General features: G+C 73.8%; 18 protein-coding genes. 10 read left to right on the plus strand and 8 right to left on the minus strand.

Going from position 1 to position 24,678, the window contains the following annotated elements; genetic code table 11:
* Positions 1-147 precede the first annotated feature (147 nt).
* The 5 genes from ACIPSC_RS26200 to ACIPSC_RS26220 form a co-directional block, all read right to left on the minus strand.
* Positions 148-2,640: a DEAD/DEAH box helicase gene (locus ACIPSC_RS26200; protein ID WP_400828661.1), complete on the minus strand. Its 2,493-nt coding sequence runs from the start codon at positions 2,638-2,640 to the stop codon at positions 148-150.
* Between the two features lie 115 nt (positions 2,641-2,755).
* Complete coding sequence (locus ACIPSC_RS26205) at positions 2,756-3,451, minus strand: hypothetical protein (RefSeq protein ID WP_400828503.1); 696 nt, start codon at positions 3,449-3,451, stop codon at positions 2,756-2,758.
* Between the two features lie 2 nt (positions 3,452-3,453).
* Positions 3,454-4,122: a hypothetical protein gene (locus ACIPSC_RS26210; RefSeq protein ID WP_400828504.1), complete on the minus strand. Its 669-nt coding sequence runs from the start codon at positions 4,120-4,122 to the stop codon at positions 3,454-3,456.
* Positions 4,115-6,373 carry a hypothetical protein gene (locus ACIPSC_RS26215; RefSeq protein ID WP_400828505.1) on the minus strand — a complete coding sequence of 753 codons (2,259 nt, stop codon included), beginning with the start codon at positions 6,371-6,373 and terminating at the stop codon, positions 4,115-4,117. The genes ACIPSC_RS26210 and ACIPSC_RS26215 overlap by 8 nt, the downstream gene beginning before the upstream one ends.
* A 71-nt stretch (positions 6,374-6,444) precedes the next feature.
* The gene (locus ACIPSC_RS26220; protein WP_400828506.1) at positions 6,445-6,897 is read right to left on the minus strand and encodes a WXG100 family type VII secretion target; all 453 of its coding nucleotides are present in this window, start codon (positions 6,895-6,897) and stop codon (positions 6,445-6,447) included.
* Positions 6,898-7,121: 224 nt separating this feature from the next.
* Between ACIPSC_RS26220 and ACIPSC_RS26225 the strand changes: the two genes are divergently transcribed.
* On the plus strand, positions 7,122-8,345 hold the full coding sequence (locus ACIPSC_RS26225; RefSeq protein WP_400828507.1) for an 8-amino-7-oxononanoate synthase: 1,224 nt from the start codon (positions 7,122-7,124) through the stop codon (positions 8,343-8,345).
* 55 nt (positions 8,346-8,400) lie between these two features.
* Here ACIPSC_RS26225 and ACIPSC_RS26230 read toward each other — a convergent pair whose 3' ends face one another.
* Together ACIPSC_RS26230 and ligD are read right to left on the minus strand one after the other, a co-directional pair.
* Positions 8,401-9,393 (minus strand): aminoglycoside phosphotransferase family protein, encoded by a 993-nt coding sequence (locus ACIPSC_RS26230; protein WP_400828508.1) that lies wholly within the window; start codon positions 9,391-9,393, stop codon positions 8,401-8,403.
* Positions 9,394-9,495: 102 nt separating this feature from the next.
* The gene (gene ligD, locus ACIPSC_RS26235; RefSeq protein ID WP_400828509.1) at positions 9,496-10,509 is read right to left on the minus strand and encodes a non-homologous end-joining DNA ligase; all 1,014 of its coding nucleotides are present in this window, start codon (positions 10,507-10,509) and stop codon (positions 9,496-9,498) included.
* Between the two features lie 162 nt (positions 10,510-10,671).
* On the opposite strand from ligD, the gene ACIPSC_RS26240 reads away from it, so the two are divergent.
* Entirely contained in the window at positions 10,672-11,733 is a 1,062-nt protein-coding gene (locus tag ACIPSC_RS26240; RefSeq protein WP_400828510.1) for an ATP-dependent DNA ligase, read from the plus strand.
* 106 nt (positions 11,734-11,839) lie between these two features.
* Here ACIPSC_RS26240 and ACIPSC_RS26245 read toward each other — a convergent pair whose 3' ends face one another.
* A complete protein-coding gene (locus ACIPSC_RS26245) occupies positions 11,840-13,210 on the minus strand; it encodes a serine hydrolase domain-containing protein (protein ID WP_400828511.1) in 1,371 nt (456 codons plus the stop codon).
* Between the two features lie 475 nt (positions 13,211-13,685).
* Here ACIPSC_RS26245 and ACIPSC_RS26250 point away from each other — a divergent pair, with 475 nt between their 5' ends.
* The 8 genes from ACIPSC_RS26250 (at position 13,686) to ACIPSC_RS26285 (ending at position 24,479) form a co-directional block, all read left to right on the plus strand.
* Positions 13,686-14,672, plus strand: a complete 987-nt coding sequence (locus ACIPSC_RS26250; RefSeq protein WP_400828662.1) for an ATP-binding cassette domain-containing protein — start codon at positions 13,686-13,688, stop codon at positions 14,670-14,672.
* Positions 14,669-15,325, plus strand: coding sequence for a hypothetical protein (locus ACIPSC_RS26255; RefSeq protein ID WP_400828512.1), 657 nt, complete (start codon positions 14,669-14,671; stop codon positions 15,323-15,325). The genes ACIPSC_RS26250 and ACIPSC_RS26255 overlap by 4 nt, the downstream gene beginning before the upstream one ends.
* A 337-nt stretch (positions 15,326-15,662) precedes the next feature.
* Positions 15,663-16,691, plus strand: coding sequence for an L-threonine 3-dehydrogenase (gene tdh, locus ACIPSC_RS26260; protein ID WP_400828513.1), 1,029 nt, complete (start codon positions 15,663-15,665; stop codon positions 16,689-16,691).
* 50 nt (positions 16,692-16,741) lie between these two features.
* Positions 16,742-17,935 (plus strand): glycine C-acetyltransferase, encoded by a 1,194-nt coding sequence (locus tag ACIPSC_RS26265; RefSeq protein WP_400828514.1) that lies wholly within the window; start codon positions 16,742-16,744, stop codon positions 17,933-17,935.
* A gap of 644 nt (positions 17,936-18,579) precedes the next feature.
* Positions 18,580-20,655 (plus strand): phosphatase PAP2 family protein, encoded by a 2,076-nt coding sequence (locus ACIPSC_RS26270; RefSeq protein WP_400828515.1) that lies wholly within the window; start codon positions 18,580-18,582, stop codon positions 20,653-20,655.
* A gap of 159 nt (positions 20,656-20,814) precedes the next feature.
* Positions 20,815-21,726, plus strand: a complete 912-nt coding sequence (locus tag ACIPSC_RS26275; protein WP_400828516.1) for a LysR family transcriptional regulator — start codon at positions 20,815-20,817, stop codon at positions 21,724-21,726.
* A gap of 334 nt (positions 21,727-22,060) precedes the next feature.
* Positions 22,061-23,734, plus strand: a complete 1,674-nt coding sequence (locus ACIPSC_RS26280) for a hypothetical protein (RefSeq protein WP_400828517.1) — start codon at positions 22,061-22,063, stop codon at positions 23,732-23,734.
* 52 nt (positions 23,735-23,786) lie between these two features.
* Positions 23,787-24,479 (plus strand): ribonuclease H, encoded by a 693-nt coding sequence (locus tag ACIPSC_RS26285; RefSeq protein WP_400828518.1) that lies wholly within the window; start codon positions 23,787-23,789, stop codon positions 24,477-24,479.
* Positions 24,480-24,678 lie beyond the last annotated feature (199 nt).

The following is a 24,678-nucleotide window of genomic DNA, read 5'->3' on the forward strand; positions in this document are numbered from 1 at the left end:
GCAGACGGCGGGGCCCACCACCCGGTGGGCCCCGCCGTTCTCGCACCCTCACCGTCCTGCGCGGGAAGCGGTCCTGCGCGGCAAACGGTCCTGCGCGCCGACGGGCGGACGGACACCGCCTCGCCGGCACCACCCGCGGACGGGACCTCAGCCGCCCAGCCGGTCGACCGCCGTGACCCGCAGGACCGCGCGGCCCTCCTCGTCCGAGCCGTACAGGTCGACCTCGGCGCTGATGCCCCAGTCGTGGTCGCCCTCCGGGTCGTCGAAGATCTGCCGGACCCGCCAGGCGGAGTCCTCCTCCTCGATGATCAGCATCTTCGGGCCGCGCGCGTCCGGACCGGTACCGAGGTCGTCGTACTCCTCCCAGTACCCGTCCATCGCGTCCGCCCAGCGGTCCGCGTCCCAGCCGTACTCGCCGTCCAGCTCCGCGAGCTCCTTGTAGTGCTCCAGCGCACAGAGCTCGACCCGGCGGAACATCTCGTTGCGCACCAGCACCCGGAACGCCCGGGCGTTGGCCGTCACCGGCGCCGGCTTGTCGTCCAGCGTCACCTCGGCGGCCTGCGGATCGGTCGGGTTGGCCAGCTGCTCCCACTCGTCCAGCAGGCTGGAGTCGACCTGGCGGACCAGCTCGCCCAGCCAGGCGATGACGTCCTTGAGGTCGTCGGTCTTGATGTCGTCGGGGACGGTCTGCTCCAGCGCCTTGTACGCGCCCGCCAGGTAGCGCAGCACGATGCCCTCGGTGCGCGCCAGCTCGTAGAAGCCGACGTAGTCGGAGAACGTCATCGCCCGCTCGTACAGGTCGCGGACCACGGACTTCGGCTGCAGCTGGTGGTCGCCGATCCACGGGTGCGCCCGTCGGTACACCTCGTAGGCGTGGGTGAGCAGCTCCTCCAGCGGCTTCGGGTAGGTGATCTCCTGGAGCCGCTCCATCCGCTCCTCGTACTCGATGCCGTCGCGCTTCATCTCGCCGATGGCCTCGCCGCGCGCCTTGTTCTGCTGTGAGGCGAGGATCTGGCGCGGGTCGTCGAGCGTCGCCTCGACCACCGACACCACGTCCATCGCGTACGAGGGCGAGGCCGGGTCGAGCAGCTCGAACGCGGCCAGCGCGAAGGTGGAGAGCGGCTGGTTGAGCGCGAAGTTCTCCTGCAGGTCCAGGGTGAGCCGGACGACCCGGCCCTCGGCGTCCGGCTCCGGCAGCCGCTCGACGATGCCGCCCTCCAGCAGCGAGCGGTAGATGGCGATCGTGGAGCGGATGTGCCGGCGCTGGGCGGCGCGGTCCTCGTGGTTGTCGGTCAGGAGCTTGCGCATCGCCTCGAAGGCGTTGCCAGGCCGCCCGATCACCGAGAGCAGCATCGCGTGGCTGACCTTGAACCGGGAGACCAGCGGCTCCGGGTCGGCGGCGATCAGCCGCTCGAAGGTCTCCTCGGACCAGCCGACGAAGCCCTCCGGCGCCTTCTTGCGGACGATCTTGCGCTTCTTCTTCGGGTCGTCGCCGGCCTTGGCGACGGCCTTGTCGTTCTCGATCACGTGCTCCGGCGCCTGCGCGACGACCTGGCCCACGGTGTCGAAGCCGGCCCGGCCGGCCCGGCCGGCGATCTGGTGGAACTCTCGGGCGCGCAGGATGCGCACCCGGGTGCCGTCGTACTTGGACAGTGCGGTGAACAGCACCGTGCGGATCGGCACGTTGACGCCCACGCCGAGCGTGTCGGTGCCGCAGATCACCTTCAACAGGCCCGCCTGGGCGAGCCGTTCGACCAGCCGCCGGTACTTGGGCAGCATGCCGGCGTGGTGCACGCCGATGCCGTGGCGCACGAACCGGGAGAGGTTGCGGCCGAACTTGGTGGTGAAGCGGAAGTTGCCGATCAGGTCGGCGATGGCGTCCTTCTCCGCCTTCGAGCACATGTTGATACTCATCAGCGACTGCGCCCGCTCGACCGCCTCCTTCTGCGTGAAGTGCACCACGTAGACGGGCGCCTGACCCGTCTTCAGCAGCTCTTCCAGGGTGTCGTGCAGGGTGGTGCGCCGGTACTCGTAGAACAGCGGGACCGGCCGGGTCGCGGAGCGCACCACGGTGGTGCCCCGCCCGGTGCGACGGGCGAGGTCCTCCTCGAAGCGGCGGACGTCGCCGAGCGTGGCGGACATCAGCAGGAACTGCGCCTGCGGCAGTTCGAGCAGCGGGATCTGCCAGGCCCAGCCGCGGTCCGGCTCGGCGTAGAAGTGGAACTCGTCCATCACCACCTGGCCGATGTCGGCCCGGTGCCCGTCCCGCAGCGCGATCTGCGCCAGCACCTCGGCGGTGCAGCAGATGATCGGCGCGGTCGGGTTGACGCTGGCGTCGCCGGTCATCATCCCGACCTGCTCGGTGCCGAACACCTTGCAGAGGTCGAAGAACTTCTCCGACACCAGGGCCTTGATCGGCGCGGTGTAGAACGTCCGCTTGCCCTCGGCCAGCGCCGCGAAGTGGGCGCCGGCCGCCACCAGGCTCTTGCCCGAGCCGGTCGGCGTCGCGAGGATCACGTTGTTCCCCGACACCAGCTCGATCAGCGCCTCCTCCTGCGCCGGGTACAGCGTGATCCCGCGCTCCTCCGCCCAGGCGGCGAACGTCTCGAAGAGAGCGTCGGGAGTGGCGGGCTTCGGCATCAGGTCAAGGAGGGTCACCCGGCTATCTTGCCTGCTCGCCGCCGCCCCGGGCAAAGCCCGCCCCTTACCGGCCCCGGCCCCGGCCCCGGAGGCACCGGGGCCGGGGCCGGGCGCACTACCGCGCGGGGACGGCGGGCGGGGCGTCCACCAGACCGAGGCGCTGGCAGTGCTCGCCGGCGATCGCCTTCTGGGCCGTTCGCCAGGCGATGCCGACGTGCGAGGCCCGCAGGGAGTCCACCCCTGAACCCGAGTCGGTGGTGCCGACGACCCGCACTCGGCGGAAGTGGTCCTCGGCGTGGCCCGGATAGTCGCACTGGTACAGCAGGTCGACGCTCGCGTCCGGGTGGATCCAGCCGGTGATGCCCTGGCCCAGCGCCAGCGACCGGGGAGGGTGGTCGCCCTGGCCGGCCTGGGCAGGCCCGCCGAGCCGGGCGGCGTCGAAGGCCGCCCGGTCGGGCCGCTCCACGCCGATGCTCAGCAGCGTCCTGCCGTGCCAGGTGTCCCAGTGGACGCCGCACCAGGGCACCTGCTTCCCGCCCGCCGGATCCCCCTTCTCGTCGACGACCGCCTTGCCGTCGTCCCCGGCGGCGGGCTCCAGATCGGCCCGCGTCACCGTCGACCAGCAGGCCGACTCCGGCAGGTCGGCCGACTGCCACGGCTTCCACACCCAGAGGCTCACCCCGACCGCGACCGCCACGGGCAGCCCCACGGAGGCCACCAGCCACCGCCGCCGCGCCTGCCGAGCCTCGACCTCCGCAAAGGCGGCCTGGGCGATGCCCTCGGTGGCCGGCGAATCAGTCTCGTCAGCCATGGTCAGGGTCCCGGGACCGTGGGTGCCTGGTCGGCCAGGTGCACGTCGGTGCAGCCCTCTTGGCGGACGATCTCCTTGGCGGTCCGGTGGGCGAGGTCCACGAAGGCTTGTGCCCGCTTCTGGTCCGACAGGTCCGACAGGGTGAGGTCACCGCTGACCTCGATCCTGCGGTAGACGGCGTCGGGCTGTGCCTGGTGGTGGCTGTCGCACCGGATCAGGACGGTCGGGAAGAAGCCGAGGCGCAGCCAGGCTTCGGTTCCGTCGCCGAACCGGAGCGGCTTGGCCTCACCGCTGGTGGACTTCCTGGTCAGTTCTTCCACGACGGACCGGTGACTGCTCTCGTTCTCCTGCCGTACCTTGACCTCCACAGCGGCCACGCCACCCTTGGGCTGCCAGGCAATCGCGCAGGTCACGTCAGGGGTCCGCGCGGACAGGTCGCCTCCGGTGGACCACTCGGTGCCCTTCCCGTCGTCCCCGACCAACGGGCGGACCTGGTCCCGGGTGAGCAGTCCCCAGCAACTGCTGGCCGGCAGGTCCACCGACTGCCACGGCTTCCACTGCCAGAGGCCGGCGACAGCCAGCACGAGCACGAGGGCGGACGCCGTGCTGATCTGCCACGGACGGACCTTGCTGCGGGCCGGAGAAGTGGTCGAGTGGGTCTCGTCAGGCATGCTGGATCACCCCGTAGGTGCTGCGGCCACTGTCGTAGCCGTCCTTGATCTTGCCGGCTGCGCTGGGGGCGAGGTCGTTGATGTACTTCTGGTCCATGCCTTCCCTGCCGGCAGCGTCGCGGATGGCCTGCTCGACGGAGCCCTGGGCGCCGGTGACGGCCTTGTTGTAGGCCTCCAGGGCCTCGTTGCTGGCCTGGTTCTTGGAATCCACGTGGTAGCTGTCCGCGACGCCGTCCATGATCTTGTTGACGACCTCGTTCGCCATCGGGCCGGCGACCGGTGCGCGCTCCTCAAGGATCTTGCCGCCGGTCATCTCCCAGATCGTGCCCGCCCACTCGCGCTTCGTGGCGACGGCCTCGTTGTACTCGGCGTCCTCGGCGGCGTGCTTGGTGTAGACCTCGTCGACCATCGCGCTGGTCAGCAGGCCGGTGATCTCTCCGCCGGGCCTGGCGACGTTCTGGATGGCGGCGGTCAGATCGCCGTGGTCGGCCCGGTGAACGATCACGTCGTTGATCGCTGCTGTGGTGTACGCCTGCTGTGCCGTGGCGATCGAGGCATAGGCGTCGGGGTTCCGACCGAGCGTGACGACAAGCCGTTGCACGTCCTCCTTGCCGAGCTCGGTGGGGACACCCGAGATCGGGAGCTTGACGGTCGAGCCGTCGACGGCGTGCTGCACGTCTCCCATGTAGGCGCCGGTCATGTGGGCAAGGCTGCCGTTGAGTTCACCGAACAGCGCGTCGTCGCCGTACAGCAGGCCGGCGGCGTCCTTGTCGCCGAACTTGTGGACGGCCTGCTTCATCACCTCGCCCATCTCCTTGGTGTGCGGCGGCAGCTCGCCCTTCTCGTCGTCGTACGCGCGTCCGGTCGACGCCGCCTCCAGGGCGTGGCCCAGGGCGCCCACCTCGAAGGCGTCCGCGGTGCCCGGGTTGGGGCGCAGCGGGTACGGCATGTCGCGCAGCAGCGAGCGCTGGCCGCTGTCGGTGAGCATGTCGAAGTACTTGTTCTCGCCGCCGTGGCTCTTCACCGAGCCGTCCGGGTTGTACGTGGTCGGCGGGTCGGTGAAGAACTTGGTCGCCGCCTCGGGGCTGTGGCCGAGTGCCTCCAGCACCGACGACATCGGGTTGAAGCCGTGGACGTTGCCCTTCTCGTCCGTGACGCCGGTGAACTGGAACTCCTGGAACGGCGCGCCGTGCATCGCGGCGACCGCGTCCCAGCGGCCAGGGTTCTCGTTGGTGAGCTGGGTGACGTGCTCGGCGATCGGGTTGATGAAGTGGGCGTCGTAGTCGCCGTGCCGCAGGATGTTGCCGAGGATCTGGTACCCGTACGGGCTGGAGGCCGGGTTGGCCTTCGGGTCCAGCGGGACCTGGGTGGCGCCGGCCTTGCGCAGCCGCTGCTCCCAGTCGTCGGAGACGTGCGGCTGCTTGTGGCTGTCGGTGGCGGTGGCCAGGGTGCGGCCCAGGCCGTCCTGGATGCCCTTGATGGCCTCCTTGCGCGCCGCGCTGTCGGAGAAGTCGCCGCTCTGCGCCATCGCGCCGTAGGAGGCGAGGAAGGCGGCCGGGTCCTGCCCGCCGTAGAAGGCGGCGGCGAAGCGCGAGTCCCCGGAGTGGTGCTGGAGCAGCGTCTGGAGCTGGGCGAGCTGGGCGTCGGTGGCCTTGGAGCCCAGGCTGAGGATCTGCGAGGCCTGCTTGGCCTCGGCCTCGGCGAGGCTGCCGACCGGGTTGCTGTTGAACGAGGTGGAGTCGCTGCCGGTGTCCCCGGCGAGCGCCGATGCGGCGGCGCTGTCGGCCTCGGTGGCACGCTCCAGGGCCTTGCCGATCGCGTCCGCCGCGATCTTGGCGTTGGCTTCCTGCCCTCGCGCGAAGTCGATGTCGTGCCGGTCCGATGGATTGGTGGCCGGAGGCCAGTGCACGCTGCCCTCGCCGTCGACGGTGAGCCCCTGGTCGGTGGCGTGCTGGACGGCGGTCTGCAGGTCCTTCTTGGCCGCCGCGAGCTCGTCGTGCGCCTCGCGCAGGGTGCGCGCGATGGCGGATGCCTCCTCGAAGGCGGCGTGGATCTGGTCCCTGGTCCGGGTCAGTGAGGAGGCGGCGGCTTCGGAGCTTGGCCCGGTCCAGCCGGACTGCTGGACGGGGCCGATCACCTCGTTCTGCATCTTGGTCGAGAGGTCCCAGTTGCGGACCATGCTCTCGAAGTCGCCCGCTGCGGCGTTGAGGTTCGCGAGGTCGAGGTGCTGGAGCTGGCTGTACGTCACCATGGTGATCTGGTCTTCCCCCCGGGTGGTTCCTGGTCGTGCCGGCCGGGCTCAGGCGGGCCCGCGGTCGGAGCTCAGTCGTGCTTCTGGGCGAACTGGCTGTGGATCGCGGCCTCGTTGGCCTCGTAGTTCTGCGCGGTGGCCTGCAGGTTCTTCCCGATCGTCCCGAGCGCCTCGCCCAGGGTCTGGGTCTGCCCGGACCACACGCTCCACGCGTTGTTCAGCCCGGCGCAGAGTTCGAGCCCCATCAGCGAGGCCACCGCGCTGTTGACGTGTTCCCACGGCCGGCCGCACTCGGTGCGCAGGGTGTCCCGGAGGGCGGTGGCGTTGTTCCCCGCCTGCCGGATGGTGCCGGGATTGGCCTTGACGCTCTGCCCGCCGCCGGCCGGCGGCAGGGTGACCGGTGCCGTGTTCCCGGCGGCCGCCGCGGCGAGGTCCGGGAACTGTTTCCTAGCCTGTTCCGTCAGGTTTCCCGAACTGTCGAAGAGCCAGGGATTCATCCGGCGTTCGAATTCAAGGTCTGCCACGTGCGTTCCCCCCATTACTGATCGCTGAGGGAGCGTAACCGGATCGAACAGATGACTGAAAATCCTTGGGAATTCCTTTAGGTTCTTTGCAGAACATTGGTTCTGCAAATGAATCGACAGCTCTGCCAAGGTGTATTTCAAGTGAATGAGCGGTGAACTCGGAGTCGACCGTGTGCCGCGACGCACATTGCCCGCGCCGCGCCCGACGTGCCAGAGTGCCGACCATGGCCCACCGCACCGCGCCCGAACCGTCCGCCCTCGTCCCCGCGGCCACCCCGGAGGAGGCCCCCGCCCCGGGCGCCGTCTTCGACTGGCTCGACGAGACGGCCGAGCTGCGCGCCCGCGCCGGCCTCACCCGTACGCTGCGCAGCCGTCCCGCCGACGACCCGGTGATCGACCTCGCCGGCAACGACTACCTCGGGCTCACCCGCCACCCCGTCGTCACCCGGGCCGCCGCCGACGCCGCCCTGCGCTGGGGTGGCGGCGCCACCGGCTCCCGCCTGGTCACCGGCACCACCGCCCTGCACACCGAACTTGAGGACGAACTGGCCGAGTTCTGCGGAGTGGAGGCGGCCCTGGTGTTCTCCTCCGGCTACACCGCCAACCTGGCCGCGCTCACCGCGCTGACCGACCCCGACACCCTGATCGTCTCCGACGCCTACAACCACGCCTCGCTGATCGACGGCTGCCGGCTCGCCCGCGGCGACGTCCACCGCGCGCCCCACAGCGACCCCGACGCCGTCCGCGCCGCCCTCGCCGGACGCACCCACCCGCGTGCCCTGGTGGTCACCGACTCGGTCTTCTCCGTCGACGGCAACGCCGCCCGCCTGCCCGAACTCTCTGCCGCCGTCCGCGCCCACGGTGCCGCCCTGCTGGTCGACGACGCGCACGGACTCGGCGTCCTCGGCCCCGGCGGCTCCGGCGCCCTGGCCGCCGCCGGGCTCGCCGGCGAGCCGGACACCGTCGCCACCGTCACCCTCTCCAAGTCGCTCGGATCCCAGGGCGGCGCGGTGCTCGGCCCGCGCCGGGTCGTCCGCCACCTCGTCGAGACCGCCCGCACCTTCATCTTCGACACCGGCCTCGCCCCCGCCGCCGCCGGCGCCGCCCTCGGCGCGCTGCGCCTGCTGCGTGCCGAGCCGCACCGCGCCGAACGCGCCCGCGAGGTCGCCCGCAGCCTCGCCGACCGGCTCACCGCCGCCGGCCTGCAGGCCTCCACGCCGGACGCGGCGGTCGTCTCGGTGCGCGCCCCCGGCCCCGAGGCCGCCGTCGCCTGGGCCGCCGACTGCCGCCGGGCCGGACTCGCCGTCGGCTGCTTCCGTCCGCCGTCCGTCCCGGACGGCGTCTCGCGCCTGCGCCTCACCGCCCGAGGCGACTTGACGGACGCTCAGATCGCGGACGCCGTGCGGACGATCGCCGCGCTCGCTCCGGCCGGGGCGCACCCGGCCTGAGCAGAGGCCGGGGCCGGGGCACCCGCCCCGGCCCCGTGCCGAAGGCCGGTCCCGCTCAGAGCCCGGCCAGCTCCAGCAGGAACGCCGTCTCCGCGTCCCGCCGGCCGGCTGCGGCGCGCGGGGCGGCGACCATCACCGCGCCCACCCGGCACCAGGCGAGCACGCGCTCCGGGTCCGAGCCCGGCACCCCTGCCGCGAGGGCGGCGATCCGCCGCTCCAGAGCGGGCCGGTCGGTGACTCCGTCGATCGCCCAGTCCACCAGGTCGAAGTCCGGATCCCCGAGCGACGGCCGGGGGTCGATGGCGACCGGCCCGGCCGGGCCGTCCAGGACGTTGCCCGGGTGCAGGTCGCCGTGGACGAGTGCCGACGGGCCGCCCTCGGTCAGCTCCACGGCGAGCGCCCGAGCCCGGCCGACGGCCGCGGCCACCGCCGTCCCCGGCGCCCCGTCCGTGGTCCCGGCCGGCGCCCCGCCCGACACCCGCCGCTCGGTGAGGTCGAACAGGAACTCCACGCGCTCCGCCAGCGTCCCCAGTGCGAGCCCGCCCACCGGCACCGACCGCAGAGCGCCGAGCAGTGGCGTCACCTCCTCCGGGTGCCACGCCCGCTGCCGCAGCGTCGTCCCGGGCCGCACGCCGGCCAGCAGCAGGGCGCCCGCGGTCGGGTCGTCCTCCAACACCCGTACCACCGAAGGCAGTCCGGCCCACGCCCGGAGCGCCACCGCCTCCTGCCGGGCCACCTCGGGGTCGGGCGTCAGCTTCAGCCAGACGCTCTCCCCGCCGTCCCGGTCCTCGCCGGGTCCGTCCCCGCCGTCCCCGAACCCGTCCCCGCGCGTGCAGCGGAACACCCGGGCCGTCCCGCCTCCGCCAGCCGCGCGGACCACCAGGCCCCAGCGCCGGGCCAGCTCCGCGACCAGGCCCGGCAGTGCATCGCACCAGGCCTCCGCCGACGCCCCGAACCGCACTGCCAGCCGTGCCCGCACGTCCGCCGGCACCGCTGCCACCGCCGCCGGCACCGCGGTCTCCGCCGCCGACGCCCCGTGCACTCCCACCCGAACCCCTCCGCCCCGCACACCCGCCCCGCACAGAACCGCAGTGCGTCCGGCGGCATGACCGAAAGCCGCCAGCCTAAGCGGTGGCCCCGGCGCGAGCGATCAGGATTTCCGCGCCCGGCTGGGCTGCACGCGCCGCGGCTCGCCCGCCGCCTTCGGATGGTCCGGCGGGTACGGCAGCTCGCCCAGCCCCTCGTCCCGCAGCTGCCGCTCGTACAGCTCCAGCAGCCCGTCCAACCGGAACGCCTGGTCGTCCATCTCCGCCTGCAGGTCGCCGACCTCGGCGAAGCGGGCGGGCAGTGTCCGCAGGTCGAAGTCCTCCGGCGCGGCGTCGCCCAGCTCCTCCCAGCGCAGCGGCGCCGAGGCCGTCGCCCGCGGGCGGGCGCGGAGCGAGTACGCGGACGCGATGGTCCGGTCCCGGGCCATCTGGTTGTAGTCCACGAAGATCCGCTCGCCGCGCTCCTCCTTCCACCACGCCGTGGTGACCCGGCCCGGCAGCCGCTGCTCCAGCACCCGCCCCAGCGCGATCACCGCGTGCCGACCGTCGGTGAACGTCCACCGCGGCTCCAGCGGCACGTAGACGTGCAGGCCGCGGCCGCCCGAGGTCTTCGGCCAGCCGCGCAGCCCGAACTCCTCCAGCAGCGCCCGCAGCTCGTGTGCAGCCCGCACCGCGTCGTGGAAGTCGGTCCCCGGCTGCGGATCGAGGTCGATCCGCAGCTCGTCCAGATGGTCGGTGTCCGACCGCCGCACCGGCCAGGGGTGGAAGGTCAGGCAGCCCAGGTTGGCCGCCCAGAGCACCGCGGCCGGCTCCGTCGGGCAGATCTCGTCCGCCGAGCGGCCGCTCGGGAAGCTGATCCGCGCCGTCGGCAGCCACTCGGGCAGGCCCTTCGGCGCGCGCTTCTGGTAGAAGAACTCGCCCTCCACCCCGTCCGGGAACCGCTGCAGCGTGGTCGGCCGGTCCCGCAGACCGCGCAGCACCCCGTCGGCGACCGAAAGGTAGTACTGCGCGACGTCCATCTTCGTGAACCCGCGCTCCGGGTAGTACACCTTGTCCGGATTCGACAGCCGGACGCTGCGCCCGGCGACATCCAGTTCCACGGCCGATCCCGATCCCATGTCCTTCACGCTAAGCGCGCCCGGCCCGACGCGCGCCCCGACGCGCGCCCCGACGCGCGCCCCGACGCCCGGCCCGACGCGCGCCCCGACGCCCGGCCCGACGCCCGGCCCGACGCCCGGCCCGACGCGCGCCCCGGAACGGTTGGCGCGAGGATCGGAGCCATGGACCTGCCCGTGATGCCGCCGGTGGCACCGATGCTCGCGAAGTCGGTGGCCAAGATCCCGCCCGGGATGCAGTACGAGGCCAAATGGGACGGCTTCCGCACCATCGTCTTCCGCGACGGCGCCGAGGTGGAGCTCGGCAGCCGCACCGGCAAGCCGCTGACCCGGTACTTCCCCGAGCTGGTCGAGGCCCTGCAGCGCGAGCTGCCGCCCAGCTGCGTCCTGGACGGGGAGGTGGTCATCGCCCGTGACGGCCGGCTGCGCTTCGAGGAACTGCTGGAGCGGATCCACCCCGCCGCCAGCCGGGTGCGGATGCTCGCCGAGCGCACCCCCGCCTCCTTCGTCGCCTTCGACCTGCTCGCCCTCGGTGACCGGTCCCTGCTCGACGAACCGCTCTCGGCCCGCCGCGCCGCCCTGGAGGAGGCCCTGGCCGGTGCCTCCGATCCGGTCTTCACCGCCCCCGCCTCCACCGACCGCGACCTGGCGCAGAGCTGGTTCGCCGAGTACGAGGGGGCCGGCCTCGACGGCGTGGTCGCCAAACCGCTCGACCAGCCCTACCGCCCGGGCGAGCGCACCATGTTCAAGATCAAGCACGAGCGGACCGCCGACTGCGTGGTCGCCGGCTACCGCGAGCACAAGAGCGGCCCGGTCGTCGGCTCCCTGCTGCTCGGCATCAACGACGCCGAGGGGCGGCTCCAGCACGTCGGCGTCTGCGCCGCCTTCTCGATGGCCCGCCGCCGCGAACTCGCCGAGGAGCTGGCCCCGTTGCGGATGGACGACGCCACCGGCCACCCCTGGGGCGCGTGGGCCGACGAGGCCGCCCACGCCGACGCCCGGCTGCCCGGCGCGGTCAGCCGGTGGACCGGCGGCAAGGACCTCTCCTGGGTGCCGCTGCGCCCGGAGCGGGTGGTCGAGGTGGCCTACGACCACATGGAGGGCACCCGGTTCCGGCACACCGCGCAGTTCCGCCGCTGGCGCCCCGACCGGACGCCGGAGAGCTGCACGTACGCACAGCTGGAGGAGCCCGTCTCCTACGACCTGGCACGCGTCCTCGGCGGCTGACGGCCCCGACGGGCCCGCCCGCCCTGCCCGCGCCGCGCGCCCCGCCCGGGCCCTCCGACGCGACCGGCCCGGACCCCGCAGCGGAGACCGGGCCGGGATCGCGCCGTCAGGTCTCCGCGAGCGCCGGGCCGGAGGCCGAGGCGGACGGCGACCCGCTCGATGGCGCGACGGGCAGCGAGTACACGTTCCCCGGCGAGACGATCTCGGTGATCGCCTTCGCGAACAGCGTCGAGGGCGCCGAACCCTGGTACGGGATGTCGGTGTTCAGCAGCACCACCAGCGTCGCCTGCGCCGACGGCAGGTAGACCGCCACGCACTGGTAGCCCGGCAGCGAACCGTTGTGCCCGATCCAGCCGTGGTTCACGAACACCCCCAGCCCGTAGCCGAGGCCCGGATCGCCCGACGGCGGCGTCTGCAGCCGCTCGGCCTGGGTCGCCGGCTTCAGCAGCGTGCCCGTCGCCAGCACCTTCGCCCACTTCTGCAGGTCGGGGAGGTCCGAGATCATCGCCCCCGCCGCCCAGGCCCAGGACGGGTTCCAGTCGGTGGCGTCCTCGATCGCGCCGCTCTGCGTCTGGTTGGTGTAGCCGCGGGCGTGCGGCTGGGGGAACGACGCGTCGACCGGGAAGACCGTCCGGCCCAGATCGGCGGGCTCGAACACCTGCTGCTTCAGGAAGGTGCCGAGCGGCTGCCCCGAGACCTTCTCCACCACCAGGCCGAGCAGGACGGTGTTGGTGTTGGAGTACTCGAAGTCCGTGCCCGGCGGGAAGTTCGCCGGGTGCGCGAAGGCGTAGGAGAGCAACTGCTGCGGCGTGAACTCCCGGTGTGGGTCGGCGAGCAGGGCCTGCACGAACCCCTGGTCCGAGGTGTACGGGAAGAGGCCGCTGCGCATGTTCGCGAGCTGGCGCAGGGTGATCGCGTCCCCGCCGGGCACCTCCGGGACGTACCTGGAGATCGGGTCGTCCAGGCCGACCCGGCCCTGATCGACCAGCCGCAGCACCCCGGTGACGGTGAAGGTCTTGGTCTCGCTGCCGATCCGCATGTTCAGGCCGGTCACCATCGGGATGCCCGCGATCTTGTCCGAGACCCCGAAGGCCCTGACGTAGCTGTCCTGGGGGGTGGTGAGCGCGACCATCACCCCGGGGACGGAGGCCTGGTTCAGCACCCGCTGCACCGCGGCGTCCAGCCGGGCCGTGACGGCAGGGGTGAGCTGGGCCACGGTGCCCGGGGCCGAGGACGAGCCCGGGACGGACGGGGAGAACGTCGGCGAGCCGGTGGGGAATCCGGTGGGGGAGACGGTCGGTGAGGGGCTGAGCGCGGCGGGCACGGCCGTGGCCGCCCCCGTGGCCGCCGTACCGGGCGCGGCACCGCCGGAGCAGCCGGCGCCGGCCAGTAGGCCGGCCACGCCCACCGCCGCCGCGGCCGTCCGCCCGGTACGGCTGCGGAGGGCGGGGGACGGCCGTCGTCGTGGATTCGTCATCGTCGAGGCGCCTCTCTGGGCTTCTCTGGGGCCTGGGTTCTCCGGGCCGGGACATCTCCGGGCTTCTCGGGGCCAGGACCTCTCGGGCGGCCACCCCGGGTGCCTCCTCCTGGGCCGGACGGACCCGGAGCCCGGGCCGGACGGCCCCGGAGCGGCGCTCCACGAGGCCGTGGGGGAGCGCTCCCGACCGTATGCGCGCGGCCGACCGGCCGCGCGCCGACCGCCGCGCCGCTGGACCGAACGGACCCAACCCTCAGCCACCCGCCCCAGTCCCGGTGGCGCCCCGGCGGCGGAGTGCGTACGCGGCGAGGGGCGGGCCCTCCGGTCCGCCTGTCCTCCGCAGCCCAGTAGGGTGCCGGAAGGGGGCCGGCGCAGGCCGGACGCGGGGTGCGGCGCCCAGCGGCGCCGGCCGGGCGCGGACTGAGCGCGGACTGGGTGCGGGCCGGGCGAACTCGCCGGAGGGGAGACGGACTTGTTGCACTGCGAGGCGGTCGGAAAGCGGTACGGCACCGCGGGGTGGGTCCTGCGCGACGTGGACCTGCGGATCGCCCCCGGCGAGGTCGTCGCCGTCACGGGCGGCAACGGCTCCGGCAAGTCCACGCTGCTGCGGATCCTGGTCGGCGTCAGCCGGCCCACCACCGGTCGCGTCACCGGCCGCCCGCGCGAGATCGGGTACGTGCCCGATCGCTTCACCGCCCACGACCGGCTCACCGCCGCCTCCTACCTGGCCCACCTGGGCCGCATCCGCGGCCTGTCCACCACCGCCGCCCGCGACCGGGCCGACCTGCTGATCGACCGGCTCGCCCTGGTCGGCGGACGGGAGGCGCCGCTGCGCACGCTCTCCAAGGGCAACGCCCAGAAGGTGGCGCTCGCGCAGGCCCTGCTCGTCCCGCCCGGGCTGCTCGTCCTCGACGAACCCTGGTCCGGCCTGGACGCCTCCGCCCACGGCGTGCTCGGCGAGCTGATCGACGAGGTCGCCGCCGACGGCGGGGCGGTGGTCTTCACCGACCACCGCGAGGCGATCGCCGCCGCCCACGCCACCGGCGGCTACGCGATCGCCGAGGGTCGGTTGACCCGGCGCGGCGGCCCCGCTGCCGTCGGAGGTGCGGCTGGCGCAGACGCCGACGAGGTCGTCGAGCTGGTCCTTGCCGCTCCCGAGTCCGGCGCCGCCCCGGCGGGGCCGGACTGGGCCGCCCTGCCCGGCGTCCTGTCGGCCCCGCACACCGCCTGCGACGAACCGCGTGCCGGCGCCGGACCGCGCGCCGGCGCCGGACCGTGCGCCGGCGACGACCGGGAGGCCCAGGTGGTCCGGGCCGACCGGCGGCACTCCGACGGCGTGCTCCTCGCCGCACTCCAACACGGCTGGTCGGTGCGGTCGGTGCAGTCCGTCAAGGCGGTGCGGGCCGTCCCGCCGGTGCACCGCGCGAGGCCCACCACCGACGCAGGAAGGGCGCACCGGTGACCGCGATCGTCCGCTACCTCTCCACCACCCTGCTGCTCTCCCAGCGCTACCTCGCGCCGGTGCTGGTCTTCGCCGGCCTGGTGACCGTCCTCACCAGCAGCGACGGCGGCCCGCTGACCGCCACCTACGGCGCGTCGGCGGGCGCCATGCTGCTCGCCGCCACCTGGCTCACCACCGCCCTCGTCGGCCTGGAGGACCACGCCCACCGCGCCGTCCTCGTCGCCAACGCCGGCGATCCGCGCCGCGTGCTGCTCGGCTCCGTCTGCACCGCCGTCCTCTGGTGCCTGCCGCTGACCGCGGCCGGCCTCGTCCTCCCGCTCCTCGTCGGCACCCACACGCCGACCGGTGCCGACCTGCTGCTCGGCACCGAGGCCCAGCTGACCTGCGCCCTCACCGGCACCGCCGTCGGCCTGCTCTGCTCCCGGCTGCTCTTCCGCCGCCAGGGCCACGCGCTGCTGACCGCCCTCGGGCTGCTGCTCGGGCTGACGGTGGCCAAGGGCCTGCCGCCGGTCAACGTGCTGCTCTCCCACCTGGCCACCAACCCGCGCTCGGCCGACCTGCTGGCGTCCACCGCCGGGCTGCTCGCCCTCGCCGCCGGCCTGCTCGCCGGCGCCGCGGCACTCACCCACGCCGTCCACGCCCGCCGCAGCTGAGGCAGCCTGCCGCAGCTGAGCCCGCCGCGCGGCTTCCCGTCGCGTCGCATGTGTCGGACCGTGCGCCCCGGACCGTCACCCGCCGTACGCCGCTGCGCCCCGCGCGCTCGGCCGAACGGGTGGCCACCGGCACGCCGCAGGGCCCGCCCGCCCCTGCTCGGGCACGATCGTTCAGCCCAGCTGTGGCGGCCCTTAAGAATTCCTCGATGGACCGCACCCGCTCCCACCAGGCAGATTGCTGCGTGCCCGGTGCGAGGCAGGCAGCAGCCGCCACTCCGCCGGGCCCCGTCGGCCTGCCCCCCGCAGGCCGCCCCCTCGTGCGTCAGGAGCCGTCGCAGTGAAGGCACTCGTCAAGCAGAAGTCCGAGCCCGGGCTCTGGCTGGTGGACGTCCCGAAGCCGGTCATCGGCCCGGGCGAGGTGCTGATCAAGGTGCTGCGCACCGGTATCTGTGGCACCGACCTGCACATCCGCAACTGGGACGGCTGGGCGCAGCAGACCATCAAGACCCCGCTGGTGCTCGGCCACGAGTTCGTCGGCGAGGTCGCCGAGCTGGGCGCGGGCGTCACCGACATCTCCATCGGCGACCTGGTCAGCGGTGAGGGTCACCTGGTCTGCGGCAAGTGCCGCAACTGCCTGGCCGGCCGCCGCCACCTCTGCCGCAACACGGTCGGCCTCGGCGTCGGCCGGGACGGCGCCTTCGCCGAGTACGTGGCCCTGCCGGCCTCCAACGTCTGGGTGCACCGGGTGCCGGTCGACCTCGACGTGGCCGCGATCTTCGACCCGTTCGGCAATGCCGTGCACACCGCGCTCTCCTTCCCGCTGGTCGGCGAGGACGTGCTGATCACCGGTGCGGGCCCGATCGGCATCATGGCCGCGGCCGTCGCCAAGCACGCCGGCGCGCGCAACGTGATGATCACCGACGTCTCCCCGTACCGCCTCGACCTGGCCCGCGAGGTCGGCGTCACGCTCGCCCTGAACGTCGCGGAGCACACCATCGAGGAGGGCCAGCAGAAGCTCGGCCTGCGCGAGGGCTTCGACGTCGGCCTGGAGATGTCCGGCCGCCCCGAGGCGATGCAGGCGATGATCGCCAACATGACCCACGGCGGGAAGATCGCCATGCTCGGCCTGCCCGCCGAGCAGTTCCCGGTCGACTGGGCGTCCGTCGTCACCTCGATGATCACCATCAAGGGCATCTACGGCCGCGAGATGTTCGAGACCTGGTACGCGATGTCGGTGCTCCTGGAGGGCGGACTCGACCTCACGCCCGTGATCACCGGCCGGTACGCCGCCTCCGACTTCGAGGCCGCCTTCGACGACGCCGCCAGCGGCCGCTGCGGCAAGATCATCCTCGACTGGACCGCCTGAGAAGGCCTCCGGACCGCCCGAGACCGTCTGACACCCTGTAGGGAGACACCGTGTTCGACAACGTGCGCGCCGACATCGCCGCCACCCTCGACGAGATCCGCGAGGCCGGCCTCTTCAAGCCGGAGCGGGTGATCGGCACGCCGCAGAGCGCCGCCGTGACCGTCACCGGCGGCGGACGCCCGGGCGAGGTGCTGAACTTCTGCGCCAACAACTACCTCGGCCTGGCCGACCACCCCGAGGTGCTCGCCGCCGCCAAGGACGCCCTCGACCGCTGGGGCTACGGCATGGCCTCGGTCCGCTTCATCTGCGGCACCCAGGACGTGCACAAGGAGCTGGAGGACCGCCTCTCCGCGTTCCTCGGCCAGGAGGACACGATCCTCTACTCGTCCTGCTTCGACGCCAACGGCGGTGTCTTCGAGACCATCCTCGACGACCGCGACGCGGTGATCTCCGACGCCCTCAACCACGCGAGCATCATCGACGGTATCCGCCTCTCCAAGGCCCGCCGCCACCGCTACGCCAACCGCGACCTGGCCGACCTGGAGCAGCAGCTCAAGGAGACCCAGGACGCCCGCCGCCGCCTCATCGTCACCGACGGCGTCTTCTCCATGGACGGCTACGTCGCCCCACTGCGGGAGATCTGCGACCTCGCCGACCGCTACGACGCCATGGTGATGGTCGACGACTCGCACGCCGTCGGCTTCGTGGGCCCCAACGGGCGCGGCACCCCCGAGCTGCACGGCGTGATGGACCGCGTCGACATCATCACCGGGACCCTCGGCAAGGCGCTCGGCGGCGCCTCCGGCGGCTACGTCTCGGCGCGCCGCGAGATCGTCGCCCTGCTGCGCCAGCGCTCGCGGCCGTACCTGTTCTCGAACTCGCTCGCCCCGGTGATCGCGGCGGCCTCGCTGAAGGTGCTCGACCTGGTCGAGCGCTCGACCGAGCTGCGCGAGAAGCTGGCGGCCAACACGGCGCTGTTCCGCTCGAAGATGACCGAGGCCGGCTTCGAGATCCTGCCCGGCGACCACCCGATCGCCCCGGTGATGATCGGTGACGCGGCCAAGGCGGGCCGGCTCGCCGAACTGCTGCTGGAGCGCGGCGTGTACGTGATCGGCTTCTCGTTCCCGGTCGTCCCGCACGGCCAGGCCCGGATCCGGGTGCAGCTGTCCGCGGCCCACTCCACCGAGGACGTCGAGCGCGCCGTGGCGGCCTTCGTCGACGCGCGCGCAGCGCTGGGGGAGTAGCCGCCCTCCGAGCCCCTCGGGGCTCACCTCCGAACGCCCGCGGCCCGTCCGCCGCGGGCGTCCCCGACGCCCGTGGCCCGTCCGCCCGGAACCGGACGTGCCACGGGACCAAGCCGCTGTGCGGCGGAGGCCGGACCGGCCCGCCTCCGTCGCACAGCACACCAGACCACCTGCCCCACCCTCCCGCCGGGAGTGGGAAGTCGGCCCGTCCGACTTCCCACTCCCAACGCGGCAGCGGTGGGCGTTGTGGTTTCCGGGGCCCCGGCTCGCGGCGTCCTGGTGTTCACCGGTAGGCCGCGGCCCGTGCGGCCGATCCCCGGCGGGCTCGACCGGTATGGGTCGGAACTGCATCCACGGGCCGCAGCCGGGGGTTGTTGCACCCAGCCCCTTGCGCGGGGCCACCCGTGCGGCGCCGCTCGGGGTGCGGGGTGGGCGCCGACGGCCGAGAGTCGGCAGGAAGGCGAGAACCGGCCCCGTGACCGCGGGCAGGTGTACGGGCCCGAGTTCTCGGGCACCCGCGCCGGCACCGTCCGCCGGATCGGGCCCGCGGGCGCGGCGAGAGGAGCGGGATGCCCCCGAGCAGGGCGGTGCCGGGATCCACAGCCGGATCCCCGCCCGGGCTGCGATGGGGCAGGGCCCCCGCCGTGCTCGCCTCCTGCTGGGTGGTGGCACTCGCGGCGACCGCGGCCGCCACCTGGACGACCCTGGGCGATGCCACCGAGGACCGGCCGGCACTTCCGCTGCCGTTCGGCAGCTGGCCCTCCACCGCCACCCGGGTCGGCCTGCTGATCGCCGCCCTCGCCGCCGTCACCGTGCTCGGTGCCCTGATCGGCCGCAACCCGCCGCCCGGCGTCCGCGCCCCGGCCGGGCTCTGGCCGCTCGCCGCCGCGGCGTTCCTGATCAGCGCCGAGCTGCGCGGCCACCCCGCGGACGCGGTGCTCGGCGTGACCACCGCCGCCCTCGTCCTGCTCGCCCTCCTGCCACGAGGGCTCCTGCCCCGCAGGCTGATGTCCAGGAGGCTCCTGCCACGCCGGACCCTGCCGCACCGGGGCCCGCCACCGGACGGCCCCGGACGCCGTCCCCCCACCCCACCGCACGCCGTCCCGCACGCCGTCCTTCGCGGCGTGGCGCTCGGCGTCGCCATCGCGCTGCACCCCGCCCTGGTGCTGTTCGCCGCCGTCCTTCCGCCGCCGCCCGCGGGGCGGCGGACCACCCGCCTCGCCCGGTCCGCCCCCGCCCTGACCGCCCTCACGGTGGCCGCCCTGCTCCTCGCCGTCGCGCAGCTCGCCGACCCTGCCGCCGCCGTCGCGTTCCGCCGCCACCTCGCCGACCACGGCGCCGTCACCGACCCGGGCAACGAGACCGCACTCGGCGTGCTGACCCGCCTCGGCCTGCACGGCACGCCGCTCGTCGTCCTCTGGATCGCCGTCGCCGCGGCCGCCGCCGTGCTCGGGCTGCGCCGCGGCCGCTCCTTCGCCGCCGACCGCCAGCACCTGCTCGCCGCCGGCGCCGTCGGCTGCGCCACCCTGATCGTCGCCCCCGTCGCCGGCCCGGCCGACCTCTGCTGGCTGCTGCTCGCCGCCACCGGCCGCCTCGGCCGCCGCCCGGAGGACCGTGCCCTCTGGCCGGTCGTCGCCGTCACCGTCGCCCTGCTGCCCAGCACCCTGCTCGACCCCGGCATCGAACCGGTCAGCGGCCTGCTGCTGCGCAAGGCCCCCACCCTGCTGGCCCTGGTCGCCGCGACCGTCCTCCCGTTCCGCCGGCGCGACGACCCGCTCTGGCACCTGTCCCGCACCCCCGCCCCGCCGCCGCAGCGCCGGCCCCTGCTGCGCGGCGTGCCGATCCTGCCCGCCCGGTTGCGAACGGTGTCGCGTCCGAACCTCGTCCTGGAACTGGTCCTCATCCAGGTCGGCTACGGCGTCTACTCCTACATCCGCAACGCCGCCCCCGACCGCGTCGCCACCGCCACCGACCACGCCCGCTCCCTCTACGGGCTGGAGCAGACCCTGCAGCTGGACATCGAGCCCGCGATGAACGGCTGGTACCTGCGCACCGGTGACGACCTGATGCGCGCGGCGCAGCAGTACTACACGACGATGCACTTCACGATGGTGCTGCTGGTCCTGGTCTGGCTCTACACCCGGCACCCGGTCCGCTACCGCACCGGCCGGACCGTCCTGTTCGCCGCCACCGGCCTCGCGCTGCTCGGCTTCTGGGGCTACCCGCTGGCGCCGCCCCGCCTGGTGCCCGAGCTGGGACTGCGGGAGAACCCGGCCGGCGTCCCGGAGGAGGCCCCGCTCGGCGCGCTGACCGCGCTCACCAACCAGTACGCGGCGATGCCGTCCCTGCACATCGGCTGGGCCTGCTGGTGCGCGCTCGCGGTCGCCACCACGACGCGCCGCCGCTGGCTCCGGGCGGTGGCGCCGCTGTATCCGGTGGTCACCTTCGCGGTGGTGGTGGCCACCGCCAACCACTGGGTGCTGGACGCGGTGGGCGGGGTGGCGGTGCTGCTGGCCGGCTGCGTGGTCCAGTACGTGCTGACGGGCCGGCTGCTGCTGGACCAGGAGCCGGCTCTCCCGGTACCGCGGCCGGCGCCCACCGCCGCCTCCGTGGACGGCTTCGCGGCCCGCGACCGGCCCGGTCAGACCGGGCGGCCCGGTGGGGCCGGTGGGCCCGGCCGAACCGGGAAGCCCGACCGGCCGGATCACGGGGACGGCTGACGCGCCCGGCCCGCCCACGGCCCACTACTGCCGCTGCCCGTCACCGTCCACCGCCCACCACCACGCACCGCCCGCCCCCGCCACCCGCCCCGGACCGGCGATTCCGCACAGTCCTGGCACCCGGCCCGGCCACCGGTGCCGCGCTGGCAGAATTGGCGTGTGATCGACGCAAGACGGCTGCGGACCCTGCGGGCAGTGGCGGACCACCGGACCGTGACCGCCGCTGCGGCCGCTCTCTACCTCACCCCCTCGGCGGTGTCCCAGCAGCTGGCGGCGCTCGAACTGGAGACCGGCCACCACCTGCTGGCCCGCGAGGGCCGGGGCGTCCGGCTCACCGCCGCCGGCGAGATCCTGCTCGGCCACGCCGACGTCGTCCTCGCCCAGCTCGAACGTGCCGAGGCCGATCTCGCCGCCTACTCCGCGGGCGTCTCGGGCGAGGTCACCGTCGCGTCCTTCGCCACCGGAATCTCGCTCGTCCTCGCCCCGGCCATCGGCACCCTCGCCGCCCGGGCGCCCGGCGTCCGCCTCAAGGTGCTGGACGCCGAGGGCGACGCCAGCCTCCCGATGGTCCTGGACGGCCGAGCCGACCTGGCGGTGGCCGTGGAGTACCGGGGCGCGCCCCGGGCGGACGACGCCCGCCTCACCCGCGTGCCGCTGTACGCGGAGCCGTTCGAGGCGGTCCTGCCGCTCGGCCACCCGCTGGCCGAAGGCGAGGGCCCGATCGCCGTCGCCGACCTCGCCGACGAACCGTGGATCGGTCCGTACCCCGGCAACCCCTGCCACGACGTGGTGCTGCTCGCCTGCGAGCATGCCGGCTTCCAGCCGCGGCTGGTGCACTCCTCCGACGACTTCCGCGCCGTGGTCGCCCTCGCCTCCGCCGGGGCGGGCGTCGCGCTGGTGCCCCGCTCGGCTCTCCTCGGGGTGGACCTCGGCCGGGCTGCCGTCCGGCCGGTGGACAGCGCGCTGGCGACCCGCCGCGTCTTCGCCGCGGTGCGCGCCGGCGCGGACGGGCACCCCCTGATCCGTCCGGTCCTGGACGCCCTGGCCGACGCGGCCGCGGCCACCGCCTGAGCACCGGGCCCGCGGGCGGTCCGCAGCGGCACGGCGACCGCGCGCCCTCGTCCCGCCGCCTGGGTGACTGCGGCGCGCCGCCGGGGATCCGACCGGCGTGTCCGGCTCCCGGGTCCACCGGCCGCTGACACGCTGTGGCCGGTCGGCCGCCGCCGGTCGAGCCGGATCCTCGGAGCCCGCGGCCTCGGAGCCCGCAGCCTCGGAGTCCGGGGCCGCCTCCGAGCCCGCGTGGTGGTCCGGCCAGGGCCAGGGCCAGGGCCACGGCCACGGCCACGGCCACGGCCACGGCCACGGCCGGGGCCCAGGAGCTTCGGAGTCCAGCGAGGAGCTGCAGATGACGCGCTTGCCTGTCCTCAAGCTGACCGCCGCGGTCGTGGCGCTGCTGGCCGGGCTCGCGGCGTGCAGCAGTTCGGGCCCCGCCGAGGACGGCTCCCGCCCGCGCTCGTCCTCCTCGACGCCCGCCGACGAAACGGCCGCGAACGGCCCGCTGGTCGGTGATCCGGGCCTGATCGCGGACGAGAAGTCGTGCACCGCCGCCGAGGCCAATTCCCCCTGGTACCCGACCATCGCCGCCTTCGAGGTGCACGACTCGAACCGGACCCACCTCTACCCGTGCGCCCACTTCCTGGGCGCCTCGTCGAACAACAACCAGGTCTTCGCCCACAGCTCGCAGCAGGTCTACGTCACCCCGTACAACATCGTGGACCGCGGCCCCAACGAGCTGTTCGTCTACGGCGGCGGCTACGGAGACAACTCCGCGGCCTCCGGTTCGTTCGTCTCCAGGGTGGAGCCCGGCACGTTCAACGAGGTCTGGCGCCGGGTGCTGATCAACACCAATGTGACGGGGGAGTGGGACTACCCCGGCGTCCTGAACACCCTCGCCGACGGCAGCCTCGTCGTGATCTACGGCTACCACATCGCCAGGATCGACGCGGCCACCGGCGACGTGCTCGCGCAGACCACGCTGCCCACCGGCCAGTCCGCCCCGGGCGACACCTCGTACAACGGCTACGACGCGCTCCCGGACGGCACCATCGTGGCCAAGACGGTGAACCGCCAGCCCGGCTGCACCGAACAGGGCTTCAGCGCCTTCCTCGACTGTCCGGACCCGACCGCCGTACCGCCCTCGATCATGGTGGCGATCGACCCCAGGACCCTCCAGGTCGTCTCCCAGGTCACCCTGCCCGAGATGATGGGCGGCCGGATCACCACCTCCTCCTTCAACAACGCCGACGCGATCTACCTGCCCGGCTCGTCCAAGCTCTACCGCTACACCTACGCCAACGGCTCCTTCGCCCAGGACCCGACCTGGGGGCCGGTGCCCTACCTCCAGAACGGCCAGACCGCGGCCTCGGCGCTCGCCGTCATCAACGACTACGTCGTCACCATGACCAACGGCGGGCAGCCGACCTCGACCCCGATGAGCGTCGTGGCGGTCTCCCAGTCGGACTCGTCGAAGACCGCCAACATCCAGCCGTTCGCGAACAGCGGCGCCAAGCAGAGCTTCATCCCGTCGATGGTCTCGGTCGACCCGCCCAACAACCGCGTCTACGTCATGGACGCCGGGGCCGGGAAGATGGCCGGCGTCGACCTCTCGGGCGGCAACCTCTCGGTGGCCTGGAGCCAGGACCAGACGACCCTGAGCTTCACCACCCTGATCGGCCCGCAGGACGGCCGGATCCTCATCGGCACCGACATCCCCGTGAAGTTCTTCAAGGGCCTCAAGGAGTACTCCACGGAACAGGTCGTCTGGCGCGACGCCCGCAGCGGCACCGAGCTCGCCCGCTCCAGCCAGTTCCCGAAGATGACCCAGGGCATCCTGGTCACCCCGGGCTACGCCGGGCTGCAGTACTTCCTCACCGCGAACGGGAACATCATCGGCCTCCAGGTGGCCCCGAAGCCGGCCTCCCCGTCCGCGACGCCGGCCTCCCCGTCCTCCTCGCGCGCCTCCTCGCCCGCGTCCCCCACCTCCTCGCCCGCGTCCCCGACGACCACCGCCTCGCCGTGAGCCCGCCACGGGCTTTGGCCTGCGGGTCCCGTTCCCTGGCATGATCGGGTGCATGGTCGAACGAGTCATTGCAGCGTGTGACGGAGCAGCCAAGGGCAACCCGGGCCCGGCCGCCTGGGCCTACGTGGTCGCGGACAGCGCCGGGGTGCCGCAGCGCTGGGAGTCCGGAGCGCTCGGGCGCAGCACCAACAACATCGGCGAGCTGACGGCGCTGCAGCAGCTGCTCACCGCGACGGATCCGGCGGTCCCGCTGGAGGTCCGGCTCGACAGCACGTACACCCGCGACGCGGTGACGAAGTGGCTGGTCGGCTGGAAGCGCAACGGCTGGAAGACCGCGGCGGGCAAGCCGGTGGCCAACCAGGAGCTGATCCAGAGCATCGACGCGCTCCTGGACGGCCGCGACGTCACCTTCGTCTACGTCGCCGCCCACCAGGTCGACGGCGACCCGCTGAACGCCATCGCCGACAAGGCCGCCAGCGACGCCGCCCGCACCCAGGAGAGCGCCGCGGGGACCGCCGCCGACCTCCCCGTCCCGGACGCGGTGCCGGCCTCCGCGGCCCGGCCCGCCCGTGCGGCGTCCTCCGCCGCGGCGGCGAAGAAGAAGGCCGGCTCCGGCGGCTCCCGCACCCTCGCCGCCCGCTACCCCGGCACCTGCCCGTGCAGCCGGCCGTACGCCAAGGGCGACAAGATCACCAAGGTCGGCAGCACCTGGGGCCACCCCGAATGCGCCCCCGCCCCGGCCTGACTCCGACCCCGCCGGCCCCACCTTCCCCGGCCCCGTCGGCCTCGGCACCGCCCGCCCCGGCTCGGCAGTCGGCGCGAAGACGTCCACCCGCCCTACCTCGCCGGGAGCCCTGGACGGAGGAGCCCCGAGCGGCTCCGGGGCGTGCAGATCGCCGCATAGGGTTGGGGGTGGCTGATGATCGTTCGCGAGGCTGGAGATG

Origin of the sequence: Kitasatospora sp. NPDC090091 (genome assembly GCF_044747365.1) — a bacterium.
Lineage (GTDB): Bacteria > Actinomycetota > Actinomycetes > Streptomycetales > Streptomycetaceae > Kitasatospora.

Excerpts from the sequence above, each read along its gene's own strand:
- ACIPSC_RS26200 (WP_400828661.1), bottom strand. The coding sequence starts at position 2,640 with ATGCCGAAGCCCGCCACTCCCGACGCTCTCTTCGAGACGTTCGCCGCC.
- ACIPSC_RS26205 (WP_400828503.1), bottom strand. The coding sequence starts at position 3,451 with ATGGCTGACGAGACTGATTCGCCGGCCACCGAGGGCATCGCCCAGGCC.
- ACIPSC_RS26210 (WP_400828504.1), bottom strand. The coding sequence starts at position 4,122 with ATGCCTGACGAGACCCACTCGACCACTTCTCCGGCCCGCAGCAAGGTC.
- ACIPSC_RS26215 (WP_400828505.1), bottom strand. The coding sequence starts at position 6,373 with ATGGTGACGTACAGCCAGCTCCAGCACCTCGACCTCGCGAACCTCAAC.
- ACIPSC_RS26225 (WP_400828507.1), top strand. The coding sequence starts at position 7,122 with ATGGCCCACCGCACCGCGCCCGAACCGTCCGCCCTCGTCCCCGCGGCC.
- ligD (WP_400828509.1), bottom strand. The coding sequence starts at position 10,509 with ATGGGATCGGGATCGGCCGTGGAACTGGATGTCGCCGGGCGCAGCGTC.
- ACIPSC_RS26240 (WP_400828510.1), top strand. The coding sequence starts at position 10,672 with ATGGACCTGCCCGTGATGCCGCCGGTGGCACCGATGCTCGCGAAGTCG.
- ACIPSC_RS26245 (WP_400828511.1), bottom strand. The coding sequence starts at position 13,210 with ATGACGAATCCACGACGACGGCCGTCCCCCGCCCTCCGCAGCCGTACC.
- ACIPSC_RS26280 (WP_400828517.1), top strand. The coding sequence starts at position 22,061 with ATGACGCGCTTGCCTGTCCTCAAGCTGACCGCCGCGGTCGTGGCGCTG.
- ACIPSC_RS26285 (WP_400828518.1), top strand. The coding sequence starts at position 23,787 with ATGGTCGAACGAGTCATTGCAGCGTGTGACGGAGCAGCCAAGGGCAAC.